This is a genomic window from Thioalkalivibrio sp. ALMg3 (genome assembly GCF_000381225.1).
GTDB lineage: Bacteria > Pseudomonadota > Gammaproteobacteria > Ectothiorhodospirales > Ectothiorhodospiraceae > Thioalkalivibrio > Thioalkalivibrio versutus.
The window spans coordinates 358,211-370,539 of sequence record NZ_KB906219.1 but is presented as its reverse complement, the minus strand read 5'-3'; the positions used below and the strand labels follow the sequence as shown (position 1 = coordinate 370,539).

At 67.5% G+C, this 12,329-nt stretch carries 12 protein-coding genes and 1 pseudogene; 10 read left to right on the top strand and 3 right to left on the bottom strand.

Features of this window, described 5'->3' with window-relative positions; all coding sequences use genetic code 11:
• Positions 1 to 148 precede the first annotated feature (148 nt).
• Together folE and F622_RS0101800 are read right to left on the bottom strand one after the other, a co-directional pair.
• Positions 149 to 802 (bottom strand): GTP cyclohydrolase I FolE, encoded by a 654-nt coding sequence (gene folE / locus F622_RS0101805; RefSeq protein ID WP_018168518.1) that lies wholly within the window; start codon positions 800 to 802, stop codon positions 149 to 151.
• A 24-nt stretch (positions 803 to 826) separates the two neighbouring features.
• The gene (locus tag F622_RS0101800; protein ID WP_019571205.1) at positions 827 to 1,633 is read right to left on the bottom strand and encodes a DUF3429 family protein; all 807 of its coding nucleotides are present in this window, start codon (positions 1,631 to 1,633) and stop codon (positions 827 to 829) included.
• A gap of 122 nt (positions 1,634 to 1,755) precedes the next feature.
• Here F622_RS0101800 and F622_RS0101795 point away from each other — a divergent pair, with 122 nt between their 5' ends.
• From F622_RS0101795 to F622_RS13605, 10 genes and pseudogenes are all read left to right on the top strand, one after another.
• Complete coding sequence (locus tag F622_RS0101795; protein WP_019571204.1) at positions 1,756 to 3,138, top strand: NAD(P)/FAD-dependent oxidoreductase; 1,383 nt, start codon at positions 1,756 to 1,758, stop codon at positions 3,136 to 3,138.
• Positions 3,139 to 3,909: a DUF1365 domain-containing protein gene (locus tag F622_RS0101790; protein WP_019567990.1), complete on the top strand. Its 771-nt coding sequence runs from the start codon at positions 3,139 to 3,141 to the stop codon at positions 3,907 to 3,909.
• Positions 3,909 to 5,165, top strand: a complete 1,257-nt coding sequence (locus F622_RS0101785; protein ID WP_019571203.1) for a cyclopropane-fatty-acyl-phospholipid synthase family protein — start codon at positions 3,909 to 3,911, stop codon at positions 5,163 to 5,165. The genes F622_RS0101790 and F622_RS0101785 overlap by 1 nt, the downstream gene beginning before the upstream one ends.
• On the top strand, positions 5,146 to 6,510 hold the full coding sequence (locus tag F622_RS0101780) for an MFS transporter (RefSeq protein ID WP_038096001.1): 1,365 nt from the start codon (positions 5,146 to 5,148) through the stop codon (positions 6,508 to 6,510). Before F622_RS0101785 ends, F622_RS0101780 begins: the two co-directional genes overlap by 20 nt.
• Entirely contained in the window at positions 6,507 to 7,097 is a 591-nt protein-coding gene (locus tag F622_RS0101775) for a chalcone isomerase family protein (RefSeq protein ID WP_019571201.1), read from the top strand. The genes F622_RS0101780 and F622_RS0101775 overlap by 4 nt, the downstream gene beginning before the upstream one ends.
• Positions 7,098 to 7,466: 369 nt before the next feature.
• Positions 7,467 to 7,964, top strand: coding sequence for a GNAT family N-acetyltransferase (locus tag F622_RS0101770; protein ID WP_018951055.1), 498 nt, complete (start codon positions 7,467 to 7,469; stop codon positions 7,962 to 7,964).
• Between the two features lie 379 nt (positions 7,965 to 8,343).
• Positions 8,344 to 8,826 carry a hypothetical protein gene (locus F622_RS0101765; RefSeq protein ID WP_019571200.1) on the top strand — a complete coding sequence of 161 codons (483 nt, stop codon included), beginning with the start codon at positions 8,344 to 8,346 and terminating at the stop codon, positions 8,824 to 8,826.
• Positions 8,792 to 9,643 (top strand): hypothetical protein, encoded by an 852-nt coding sequence (locus tag F622_RS0101760; RefSeq protein WP_019571199.1) that lies wholly within the window; start codon positions 8,792 to 8,794, stop codon positions 9,641 to 9,643. The genes F622_RS0101765 and F622_RS0101760 overlap by 35 nt, the downstream gene beginning before the upstream one ends.
• A 201-nt stretch (positions 9,644 to 9,844) precedes the next feature.
• Entirely contained in the window at positions 9,845 to 10,096 is a 252-nt protein-coding gene (locus tag F622_RS0101755; RefSeq protein ID WP_019571198.1) for an AbrB/MazE/SpoVT family DNA-binding domain-containing protein, read from the top strand.
• Between the two features lie 80 nt (positions 10,097 to 10,176).
• A pseudogene (locus F622_RS13605) lies at positions 10,177 to 10,481 on the top strand (type II toxin-antitoxin system PemK/MazF family toxin).
• A 653-nt stretch (positions 10,482 to 11,134) separates the two neighbouring features.
• On the opposite strand, the gene F622_RS0101750 reads toward F622_RS13605, so the two are convergent.
• The gene (locus tag F622_RS0101750) at positions 11,135 to 12,190 is read right to left on the bottom strand and encodes a porin (protein ID WP_019571197.1); all 1,056 of its coding nucleotides are present in this window, start codon (positions 12,188 to 12,190) and stop codon (positions 11,135 to 11,137) included.
• Between the last annotated feature and the right edge of the window lie 139 nt (positions 12,191 to 12,329).

The window sequence follows — 12,329 nt, the reverse complement described above, 5'->3', positions numbered from 1 at the left end:
GCAGCCGGTGATCCGCCGTTCGGACGCAAACCCTCCATCACACGGGTGTCCGAATGATCTTTGGCCCGGCGTCTTCGCCGGGCCATTTTTTTGCGTGGCCGCTCCGACCGGTACAGGCTGACGCGTTCGCGCCAGCACAGCGTCTCCCTCAGTTGCCGGTACGGCCGATCAGATTGAGGAATTCGCGCCGGGTGCGCCCGTCCTCGCGGAAGGCGCCCAGCATCACCGAGGTCGCCATCGAGGAGTGCTGCTTCTCCACCCCGCGCATGGTCATGCACATGTGCTTGGCATCCACCACCACGCCAACCCCCTTGGCCCCCGTCACCTGCATCAGCGCCTCGGCAATCTCGCGGGTCAGGCTCTCCTGGATCTGCAGCCGCGCGGCGAACATGTCCACGATGCGGGCAATCTTCGACAGGCCGATCACCTTGCCATCCGGCAGGTAGGCGACATGCACCTTGCCGATAATCGGCAGCAGGTGATGCTCGCACAGGGAGTACAGCTCGATATCGCGCAGCAGGACCATCTCGTCGTTATCGGACGAGAACAGCGCATCATTCACGATGGTGTCCAGGTCCTGCTGGTAGCCACGCGTCAGATACTGCATGGCCTTGGCCGCGCGCATCGGCGTGTCCCGCAGGCCCTCGCGTTGCGGATTCTCGCCGAGCCCGGCGAGAATCTCGCGGTAGTGCTCGGCGAGTTGTTCCGGGGCGGCCAGCGGCTGGCCCGAGGCAGGGGTGGCCGTCGGCTCGTCGGCCATGCGGGCATCTGCGTTCATCGATGGTTCCTTGTTCTCGTTCATTCTCGCGTTCTTCCTCTTTCCTGCTCAGGCCGCGATGGTGACCGCGAGGCCGGAGGCCAGGGCCAGCATCGCGCCCACGGTCAGCACCAGGCGCAGACCGAGATAGCCACGGGGCAATGCCCGCCGCTGCAGGCTCAGCCGGTCCACCCACCACACCCCAAGAAACAGCACGGCCAGCGTCATCAAGGCCTGCGGCAGCGGCTGCAGCACCGCCAGCCAGGCCAGGACGGACGGCACCACCGCCCACACCGGCGCCGAAAGCGGATCCACCCGGTGCTGCCGATCCGCCAGATAGATTCCCCAGTGGACCGCCCCCAGGAACGACAGGATCACCGCACCATAGAGCGCCAGGGCCTCCAGCGCGAAAACCTGCCATTCGGGCTGGGCCATCCAGGCCCCGATGCCGAAGAACGCGAAGGGTAGCAGCCCGGCGTACCCGAGCACCTGCAATGCCGGTGCCGGGGTATCCGGTCGCGCACCCTCCCCGCGCGCCTGCAGGGCCCGGTGGCCCAGGTACTCGCGCAGTTCAGGGAGGCCGCCGATCACCCCTTCGCGCGTCACAAACAGCGGCAGCATCGCGGCGCCGGTGGCCTGTTGCAACGCATGGAATTGCTCGCGGTTATGGGCCGAACCCATGCCCCACTCCAGCCGCTGCCAGCGCCCCGGGGCCGTCGCCTTCAGAAGCGCCTCGGCATCCCGGAAATCCGACAGCCCGGAGGTGATGCCCACGATCTCGTGGGTCGTCAGTGCATCGCGCACCTCTGCCGGCCACTCGGGGGCGCCCGCTTGCGCCTGGTTGTCTGTGTTCACGATCCGCGTCTCCCGCTGCACCTGTTTCGCGGTATACCGCCCTCCTATTGGAGGCCGGGGAACTTTTTACCGCCACCATTTACAAAGATTGTACAGTTATTGTATAAGATGTACATCGCCCTGCGGCCCGGAGATCCACCACCATGCAACGCTCGCGCATCGCCGTCATCGGCGGAGGCATCGCCGGCCTGTCCGCCGCCTGGATTCTGCAGACCCGGCACCAGGTCCAACTGTTCGAATCGGAACCGGAGCTCGGCGGCCATGCCCATACGGTGGAGGTACCCGACCCGCAGGGCCACACGGCCATCGATACCGGCTTCGTGGTCTACAACGAGCGCAACTACCCCCTGCTCACCCGCCTGTTCACGGAACTCGACGTCCCCACCCAGGATACGGACATGTCCTTCGGCTATTCACGCCAGCCCGCGGGCGTCGAGTATGCCGGCTCCGATCTGAACACCCTGTTCGCGCAGCGCCGCAACCTGGTGCGCCCGGCCTTCCTGCGCATGGCGAGCGATATCCTGCGCTTCAACCGCCTGGGCAAGGGCCTGTTCGAGCGTGGCGAAGGCCCGGAGGGCACCCTCGGCGCGTTTCTCGCCCGGCACCGACTGGGCCGCGGCTTCACCGAGGACTACCTGCTGCCGATGGCGGCCGCGATCTGGTCCTGCCCGCCCGAGGAGATCCGCGAGTTCCCGGCCGCCAGTTTCCTGCAGTTCTTCCACAACCACGGCCTGCTGGATCTGCGTGATCGCCCGCAGTGGCGCACGGTGGTCGGCGGCAGCCGCGAATACGTCCAGCGGCTCGCGGGGCGCCTGGAACCCGGCAGCGTGATTCACCAACCGGTGCGCGCAGTGATCCCCGAGGCCGACCGGTGGCGGGTCCTGACCCACGATCAGGCAGTGGGGTTCGACGCGGTCGTGTTCGCCTGCCACGCCAACACCGCGCGCTGGCTGCTGAACAAGGCCGACCCGGCCCGCGAGCGTCTGCTCGCCGCCTGCCGCTTCCAGCCCAACCGCGCGGTATTGCACACCGACCCGGCGCTGATGCCCCGCTCGCGACGCGTGTGGTCCTCCTGGAACTATCTCTCCGGGCGCTCCACCCAGGCGCGCGACAGCGTGTCGGTCTCCTACTGGATGAACCGCCTGCATCGCCTGGAACGGCGCCAGGACTACATCATCAGCCTGAACCCCTGGCGCGAGCCGCACCCGAACACCGTGCTCGGCGAACAGCACTGGGAACACCCGGTCATGGACACCGCGGCGGAGAAGGCGCGCCAGCGCCTCGCGGCCACCCAGGGCGAGAACAACCTGTACTTCGCCGGTGCCTGGATGGGCTACGGCTTCCACGAGGACGGGCTGCGCTCGGCGGTCGCCGTCGGCCAGGTCCTGGGCATCCAACCGCCGTGGTCGTACCCGGCGCAGCCCGCGGACGCCCCCGCTCACCCCGGGCGCGAACCGGAACCCGCGATCCATGGCGGCGGGACGGTACCGGTCCACGCGCCGGCCGCGCAATCCCGGAGCGCGTGAATGGACGCCGCCCTGGTCCATGGCACGGTGCTGCACCAGCGGTTCTTTCCGCAGCAATATCGCTTTCGCTACCCGGTAACCAGCGCGCTGTTCGATATCGATCGCCTGGCGGAGACCACCCGGCGCTGCCGTCTGTTCTCGCTGAATCGCTTCAACCTGTTCAGCCTGCGCACCCGGGACCACGGCCCACGCGACGGCCGCGCCTGGCGCCCGTGGATCGAGGCCCACCTGGCCGAACACGCCATCGACCTGGCCGGTGGCCCGATTCACCTGCTGACCATGCCGCGCGTCCTCGGACACGCCTTCAACCCGCTCAGTGTCTGGTACGCCCGGCATGCCGACGGCGACCTGCGCGCCATTCTGCTGGAGGTGCGCAATACCTTCGGCGAGCACCACCACTACCTGCTGCACGAGAACGGCGCCCCCATGGCCCTCCCCGTGCGCCAGGAAAAGAACAAGGCCTTCCACGTCTCACCGTTCATCGACATGCACGCGCGCTACGCCTTCACCCTGACGCCGCCGCGCCTGCAGTCCGGCGCATCGCTGCGCATCGCGATCAACGAATACCAGGACCAGGACCTGATGCTGGTGGCCTCGCAACACGGCCGCCTGCGCCCGTTCAGCGACCGCGCACTGCTGGCCGCCTTCCTGAAGAAACCCTGGATGACCCTCAAGATCCTGCCGCTGATCCACTGGCAGGCTCTCAGAATCTGGTGGCGCGGCGGGCGCTATCACCCACGGCCCGCACCCCCCGCACAGGAGATCGACTAATGGCCCTCGACCACCTCGACACCCCGCAGGAAGGCACGGCCCGGCCCGACTGGGCCCTGCGCCTGGTTGCCCGCGCCCTGAAAGACATCGACACCGGGCAGATCACCCTGATCGGTCCGTCCGGCGACCGCATCACCTTGCGCGGGCGCAAGGCCGGCGTCGAGGCGGTATGGCACTTCCGCCGCCCGTGGCGGGCCATCCTGCGCCTGCTGCGCCACGGCGATATCGGCTTCGCCGAAGGCTTCATCAGTGGCGACTGGATCACCCCCGACCTGCAGACGCTGCTGCGCTTCGCCACCGACAACGAACAGGCCCTGGCGCCGATGGCCGAGCGCCCGACATGGCAGCGTGCCATCGACCGCATGCGCCACTGGATGCACCGCAACAGTCGCCGCGGAAGCCGCGCCAATATTCGCTTCCACTACGATCTCGGCAACGACTTCTACAACCTGTGGCTGGACCGCACGATGAGCTATTCATCGGCACTGTTCACCCGCGGCGACGAGGCCCTGGAACAGGCCCAGGCGCAGAAGTACACCCGCCTGCTGGATCAGCTGAACGCCGAGCCCGGCGCACACATCCTCGAGATCGGCTGCGGCTGGGGCGGCTTTGCCGAGATGGCCGCGCAGCGTGGCTACCGCGTCACCGGCGTGACACTCTCGCAGGAGCAACTCGACTATGCCCGCGCCCGCATCGAACGCGCCGGCCTGAGCGACCGCGTGGAGCTGCGTCTGCAGGACTATCGCGACCTGCAGGGCACCTTTGATCACGTGGTCTCGATCGAGATGTTCGAGGCCGTGGGCGAACACTGGTGGCCGACCTTCTTCGCCAAGGTCCGCAGCTGCCTGCGCCCGGGCGGCCGCGCGGCGCTGCAGGTCATCACCATCGCGGAGGAGGCCTTCGAGTACTACCGCCGCAACGCGGACTTCATCCAGCTCTACATCTTCCCCGGTGGCATGCTGCCCTCGGTCCCGCGCTTCAACGCAGAGGCCGAGCGCGCCGGGCTCACGGTCGAGGACCAGGCCCTGTTCGGCGAGGACTACGCGCGCACGCTGCGCCACTGGCACCGGGAGGTCCGCCAGGCGGAGCCGGTCATCGAGGCGCTGGGCTACTCGCAGTCGTTCCTGCGCATGTGGCGCTACTACCTCGCCTATTGCGAGGTCGGCTTCGACACCGCCCGCGTGAACCTGATGCAGGCGGTTCTGCAAAGTCCCATCCAGCCCGCCGCGCCGGGCCATGACCCCGCGAACCAATGAGGTGAGCACCCTTCGCTGGCCGCGGCTGTTCGCCTACGGCGGGCTGGGCATGCCCCTGGCCGTCCTCGGCCTGCCGCTGTATGTCTTCCTGCCCGCGCACTACGCCGAGCACACCGGCCTGGGCGTCACCCTGGTGGGCGTCTTCCTGCTGCTGGCACGGCTGCTCGATGTCGTCACCGACCCGCTGATCGGCCATCTGTCCGACCGCATCCCCGGCGCCTGGCGGCGGCGCGCGGTAATGCTGGCGGGCGTCCCGTTGCTGCTGATCGCCGCGCCCTTCCTGTTCCGCCCGCCGGCGGATGCCGGCGCTTGGTATCTGCTGCTCTTCAGCAGCCTGGTCTACCTCGGCTGGACACTGGTCGCCCTGCCCTATGCCGCCTGGGGCGCCGAGCTCTCCGGCGACTACCACGAGCGCTCGCGCATCACCGCCGCGCGCGAGGGCTTCGTCGTCCTGGGCACGGTAACGGCCGCCGCGCTCCCCGCGGTCCTGGGCCTGCAGGACGATGCCGGCGCGGCGCTGGCCACCCTTGCAGTCCTGCTGTGGGTGCTGCTGCCGATCGCCTTCGCGGTCCTGCTCTGGCGGGTGCCGGAGCGCCCGGGGCGCCTGGCGCCGGTGCCCTGGCGCGCCGGCTGGACCCTGCTGCGGTCCAACCAGCCGTTCCGCCGCCTGGTCCTCGCCTGGGTCCTGAACGGCACCGCCAACGCCATCCCGGCCACCCTGTTCCTGCTGTTCATCACCCACGTGCTGGAGGCCCCCGGCCACGCCGGGCCACTGCTGCTGGTCTACTTCGCCACCGGCATCCTCGCGCTGCCCCTGTGGCTGCGCCTCGCCCGCCGGCTGCCCAAGCACCGGGTGTGGACGCTGTCGATGCTGCTCGCCTCGACCTTCTTTATCTGGGTTCCGTTCCTCGGTTCCGGCGACGTGCTCGCGTTCTACGCCATCACCGTATTGACCGGGCTCAGCCTCGGTGTGGACCTGGCGCTGCCGGCCGCGATGCAGGCCGACGTGATCGACCAGGACACCGCCGACGGCGGCGGCGAGCGCGCCGGACTCTTCTTCGGGCTGTGGGGCATGGCTACCAAGCTGGCCCTGGCCCTTGCGGTGGGTCTTAGCTTCCCGCTGCTGGGCCTGGCCGGCTTCTCCGCCGCCGGCGACAACGGTTCCACCGCCCTGCTCGTGCTGGCGCTGGCCTACGCCGGCCTCCCGGTGCTGTTCAAGCTCGCGGCGATGGCCCTGATCTGGCGCTTCCCCATCGACGCCGACGCCCAGCACGCCCTGCGCGAACGCATCCACGCGCGCGAACGCGCCGCGCCTTCAGCCCAGCCCGGAGGAACCACCCCATGAATAGCCAAGCCACCCGCCGCGGGACCCTGCTCGCATCCTTGCTGCTGCTTGCACTGTTCCTGACCGTCGCACCCGCCAGCGCCACGACCGAGATCGACGGCGTCCGCTTTGCCGACGCGGTCACGATCGACGACACGACCGTCCCGCTGCGCGCCGGGCGGCTCTATCGCTACACCATCTTTCGGGTCTACGTCGGCGCGCTCTACGTCCCGGAAAACGTCGCTCCGGACGATGTGCTGACGGCCGACGTGCCCAAGCGCCTGGAACTGGAGTACCTGCGCGCCATCAGCGCCGACGACTTCCGCAAGAGCGGCAACCGCCTGCTGGAAGACCAGCAGACCCCGGAAACCCTTGCGGCCCTGTCCGACCGACTCGAGACCTTCAACGCCGCCTACCGCGACATGGAGGCCAGCGACCGCTACGCCCTGGAATACCGCCCGGGCCACGGCACCCGCCTGCTGCAAAACGGCACACCGCTGGTCGAGGTCCCCGGCCACGACTTCGCCACCGCCTACTTCGGCATCTGGCTGCACCCGGACGAGCCCCTGTCCCGCCGCTTCCGCGACACCCTGATCGGCCAACGCTGAATCCGTCGCATCCCGGTTGCCCGCAGTTGCATTCGCGCAAGTGCAGCGCAGGCTCAAACCATGCGCCAAACGTTCACCCGTCATCGCGAGGCGCGAAGCGCCGTGGCGATCGCCCCGCCCTGCCACCCGCACGCGCCCATGGATGGCCGCGCGGCGCGCACAACGACAAAAGGCACCTCCGGTTCATGCACAGTGATTGGTTCGCGAGGCTCACGATCCGCTAACTAACTCACAGGAAGAATGCCCCAACGTAGACTAAACTTTTCCGTTCGGGGCCCAGGGCCAGGAAGGCCGGGGAGCCACTGATCCATCCGTCCGCTCGCGTACGGATCGGGGCTCTCCCTCACGGCGTCCCGACGGAGGATTGCCATGCAACACCGCATCGCCTTCCGGGAGGCCACCTGGCCTGCCGACGCCGAGGCCCTGTCCCAAGTTCGCTGCGAGGTCTTCGTCGAGGAACAGGGCGTGCCCGAACCACTGGAGTTCGACGGTCTGGACGCCGCCGCCCTGCACTGGCTGGCCACCGGGCCGGGGGAGGAACCGGTCGGCACCCTGCGCATGCTGCCCTCCGGCCAGATCGGCCGCATGGCCGTGCGCGAACCCTGGCGCGGACACGGCATCGGCTCGCGCCTGCTGGACTGCGCCGTCCACGCCGCTGCCCGCCACGGCTGGCGCGAGGTCTGGCTGAACGCCCAGAGCACCCGCATCGGCTTCTACGCCCGCCACGACTTCTTCGTCATCAGCGACACCTTCGAAGACGCCGGCATCCCCCACCGCCGCATGCTCCACCGCATCCACTCCCCGATCGCACGACCCAGCCAACCCTGGAGCCGTCCCAACCACGGCCTGGCCGCGCATCCGCTATAGCTCATTCCGGGGCCACGCTCCCCGTGATGCGATTCGCTGCGCTCATCCGCATCCTACGAGGGTCCTTGTGGGCGCCGACTCACCCGCGCGAATCGGCAGCACCCCCACCCCGCAACGCCCACAAACGTAGGGTGCGTTGAGCCCTGCGAAACGCACCACTCACCACGGGGCATACCCCACCCACGATGCGATTCGCTACGCTCTTCGGCATCCTACGAGGCATTCTGTGGGAGCGTGCCTGCACGCGAATCCCCGCCCCGAAACCAACGAATCCAGCCGGCCCCCGACGCCGCACGAAACCACCACCGTACCCAGAGATGCGAACACACCCGCACTCGCCTATGCTGAGAGAAGCACCCAGCACGCGAGCGAAACGCCGATGACCACCCCCGAACGCGACCCGACCCTGATCGACGCCGAGGCCCTGCTGGCCGAACTCCTGGCCGCCACCCGCCGGCGCCTCTGGCTGCATGCCCGCGTCGCGCTGCTGGCCGAGATCGCGGGTGCCGACCTCGGCGCCGAGCTGGCCGGCATCGCGCGCCGCCATCGCCATACCGATATCCGCCTGCTGGTGGACGACGATCTCGCCTTGAAGGAACAACTCCCAAGCCTGGTCGAGAGTATCAAGCGTCTACCCAGCGCCGTCTCGGTGCGCCGGCTGGAGGCCTCAGAGGAAAGCCCGCTCACCGTCACCGCCATCGCCGACCACAGCGGCTGGATGCAGCTCACCCAGGCCGGCGGACGCCGCATCCTGCGCGGCGACGTCGAGGACCGGCCCGGCACCCAGCGCGCAGTCCAGGACTTCGAGGCCAACTGGAGTCTCAGCGATGAAGCCGTCGAGCTCCGCCGCCTCCTCGTCTGACAAGCCCCGCATGGCGGATCGCCGACACTGGCTACGGGCAGCCCTCGCGCTAGCCGCTGGCACGCTCCTACCCTCAGCGGGTTTCGCACGCGACACCCACGCCGAGGTCGCCGTCCTGCCGCTGCAAAACCGCCCGGCCCACAGCCTGCTGCCCGAGCTCCAGGCCCTGTTCGGAGACGCGGCCACCCTGCGCGGCGACGGCTTCCGCCTGCTGGTGCGCGCCGACGCCCGCACCCTCCAGCAGATCCGCGAGGTCGTCACCGAACTCGACGCCCCGACCCAGGACCTCATCCTCTCCGTGCGCCGCCACAGCGACGCCCCGCGAACCGAACGCGGCACCGGCATCGATCTCGAGACCGGCCCGGCCGGCACCGAAGGCCGCGTAACGACCCAGCGCCTGCGCACCACCCGCCGCGACGACCAGACCCAGCACCTGCGCCTGCGCGAAGGCACCGAGGCGATCATCCTGGTCGGCGAGACCCGCACCGCCGGCTTCCGCATTGTCCACGGCCGCGCCGGCGTCGGCGTCGAACCCCTGCTCCAGGACACCGCCCGCGGCTTCCGCGTGCGCCCCCAGGTACAACCCGACGGCCATGTGCGCGTCGCCATTGCCCACCTCCACGAACGCCCCCTCGCGCGCGGCGCCGTGGACCGCGACGCCGTCGACACCCAGCTCACCCTGGAGCCGGGCGCCTGGCACACCCTCGGCGGCGTCCACAGCGAGAGCGCCACCGAGCAACACGGCCTCGCCTCCCGCCGCACCACCGGCGACCGCGACACCCTCACCCTCGAAATCCGCGTCGATCCCGTTCGCTAGCCAGCCCCCATGATGCGATTCGCTTCGCTCATCGGCATCCTACGGGATAGCACCGCCCCGTAGGGTGCGTTGAGCCCCGCGAAACGCACCTCCAACCGCGAGGCATCGACCACCCAACGGGCAGGCCCACGGTCTGGCGCACTTCCACACCGGGCTGATACAGCTGTTTAAACAATGTCTATACATCATGCGGATGCAGCCATGGCCGAGACACGACTGAACATCAAGCGCTGGGGCAACAATCTGGGGGTTCGCCTTCCAGCGGCCATCGCGCGCGCCGCACACCTGGAGGCGGACCAACCCGTCATCGTGTCCGTGGAGGGCAACCAGATCGTGATCCGTCCGGTAACCACTCAATCCATGACCCTCGACGAGCGGCTGGAAGGGTTTGACCCGGATATCCACGGCGGCGAGGTCATGCGCACTGACGTGATTGGCAATGAACGATGGTAAAACGCGCAGCACCCAAGGACTGGGTACCCCTGCGCCGTGATGTCATCTGGATTGACTGCAACCCTCAGGCAGGACGGGAGATGCGAGATATTCACCCCTTCCTGGTCCTGTCACCGACCCAATTCAACGCCCAAACCTCGCTGGTCCTGGGGCTCCCCATGACCACCGCCAACTACAATGCGACCAACCCCTTCGCCGTGGTGGCGGGCACGACGCCGGATGCAAAAACCAGCTACATCCTCTGCCACCAGGTAAAGTCCTTCGACTGGCGGCAACGCAACGCAACGCAAGCCCCCACCCGGCCGGCCAGGTGCCGATGCAGGCCTACCAGGAAGCCTGCGCCGTCCTCAACCAAATCCTCGAACTCTGCCCCGACCCGGCCTGACGCACGCTCGCCACGCGTGCCGACCGGCTCTACCTGCGGATTGCGCAGACCCTCTACGAGCCCCGATACCGTAGATCCCGGCTCTGCGTTGCGCTCCGGCCGGGATGACAACTAAGACCGGATCACCGAAGCCAGCCCAGTCCGTCTCGTAGGGTGCGTTGAGCCCCGCGAAACGCACCAACAACGGCGGGAGTCACCCCATCTACCAGACCTGCCATATGGCACGCCGCCACACCCAATCGTCATCCCGGAAACCGCAACGCGGTTATCCGGGATCCCCCCGCTCGCCATAACCCAGCCCTCCGGCAACAATGACCAGACGGATCCCGGCTCTCCGCTGCGCTCCGGCCGGGATGACAAGGGAGAGCAGGCCCCGCGCAGTGATACCCAAGCCAGTCTGTCTCACCTGACAGGCTGCATCGTGGCACGCAGAACGGGCCGCTCACTACGTGCTGGTCCGGCGTCGCGTGGTGCAATGCGTTCCGCTCAGCCTAGTCTCCCAATACGCAGGTGATGCCCGGACTCGAACCACCAGCCGCAAACGCAAAAAGGCCCCAACGGGGCCCGGTCACGCATAAAAAACGGGGCCCCTGGGGGCCCCGCAAAACAAGCTAAAAACTTGTTGTTATACCGCTTGGTAGCAGTGTCCGTTCTTAGAAGGACACCCGCATGCCGCCACCGACACCGGTGAACGAGATGTCTGAACCATTCATGTTACCAGCGCTATCCATACCCAGGTTGTCCTGGCTCGCGTAACCGACACCAGCGTACGCCATCACGCGGTTGCTGAAGTTATGCTTGACCGCAAGGGCTACATATTCGCGGTCATTGTTGTCATCGCGATCCATCATGCCAATGTTCAGCACGAAATCGTTACGGCCCATCGAGTAGGTACCCGAAAGGAAGACGGTCTGGAAGTCCTGGTTGTTGCCACCACGGTCGGCGTCTTCGAACTCGCCAACAACGCGGAACGGACCGCTTTTCCAGTCCGCACCGATCTTCGTGTTGGCGTAATCGCCACCGCTGACGTTGGGGCCGCTACCGTAGCCATCAGCATTCACGTGCGCGACGTACAGGTCCACCGCACCGAGATCGAAGTTCAGACGACCGGAGAAGGCGGTGTCGCTGTCGTTGCTATTGTCCAGGAACACGCCGAGGTCGAGGCTGACCATGCCGAAGCTGTTGCTGTAACGAATGCCACGATCGACGTAGGAGCCGTTACCGAAACCGCCGTCGCCACCCAGACGGGCGCCGTTGGCACGTGCCTGCATGAAGGTCGCGTTCAGCGGGTCCTTGCCAGCGGTGCTGTAGGAAGAGGACATACGACCGGCGATCACACGGCCGAAGTTGCCGTCCAGACCGACATAGATGTCACGGTTCCCGCTGTTGAAACCAGAGGTATCGTCCTCGCCACGACCAGTACCAGTCTGGAAGTCGCCCTCGAGCTTGGCGAGAGCAGTAAGACCGTTGCCCAGATCGTGGTTGACCATCACGCCCAGGCGGTTCGGGCCGCTGCCGTCAGCCGCGTTGCCCAGGCCACCGGCGTCGTGCTGGCGGAAACCGTCTTCGAAGGTACCAGCGTTCGAGCCGCTGTGGTGAACGATCTGCGTCTGCAGCTGGCCGAACAGGGTGACGTTGGAGTCGGCGGCGGCGAAGGCCGGGACTGCGAAGGCGCCGGCAACGGCGACTGCAAGAATCTGTTTTTTCATGGTGCGTATCTCCCAGGAGAGGTGTGTTGTTCGTTTCTTACGCTGCATCCACGGTCGATGCCGCGAATGACAGGTGTTTTATATACACCACGGTGTCTCTTTTCAACCCCTGGGCGGGAAAAAGTTGCCACAGTTGGGT

Coding starts and splice junctions, on each gene's coding strand:
- F622_RS0101770 (WP_018951055.1), top strand. CDS start 7,467: ATGCAACACCGCATCGCCTTCCGGGAGGCCACCTGGCCTGCCGACGCC.
- folE (WP_018168518.1), bottom strand. CDS start 802: ATGAACGAGAACAAGGAACCATCGATGAACGCAGATGCCCGCATGGCC.
- F622_RS0101780 (WP_038096001.1), top strand. CDS start 5,146: ATGACCCCGCGAACCAATGAGGTGAGCACCCTTCGCTGGCCGCGGCTG.
- F622_RS0101790 (WP_019567990.1), top strand. CDS start 3,139: ATGGACGCCGCCCTGGTCCATGGCACGGTGCTGCACCAGCGGTTCTTT.
- F622_RS0101750 (WP_019571197.1), bottom strand. CDS start 12,190: ATGAAAAAACAGATTCTTGCAGTCGCCGTTGCCGGCGCCTTCGCAGTC.
- F622_RS0101795 (WP_019571204.1), top strand. CDS start 1,756: ATGCAACGCTCGCGCATCGCCGTCATCGGCGGAGGCATCGCCGGCCTG.
- F622_RS0101765 (WP_019571200.1), top strand. CDS start 8,344: ATGACCACCCCCGAACGCGACCCGACCCTGATCGACGCCGAGGCCCTG.
- F622_RS0101785 (WP_019571203.1), top strand. CDS start 3,909: ATGGCCCTCGACCACCTCGACACCCCGCAGGAAGGCACGGCCCGGCCC.
- F622_RS0101755 (WP_019571198.1), top strand. CDS start 9,845: ATGGCCGAGACACGACTGAACATCAAGCGCTGGGGCAACAATCTGGGG.
- F622_RS0101760 (WP_019571199.1), top strand. CDS start 8,792: ATGAAGCCGTCGAGCTCCGCCGCCTCCTCGTCTGACAAGCCCCGCATG.
- F622_RS0101775 (WP_019571201.1), top strand. CDS start 6,507: ATGAATAGCCAAGCCACCCGCCGCGGGACCCTGCTCGCATCCTTGCTG.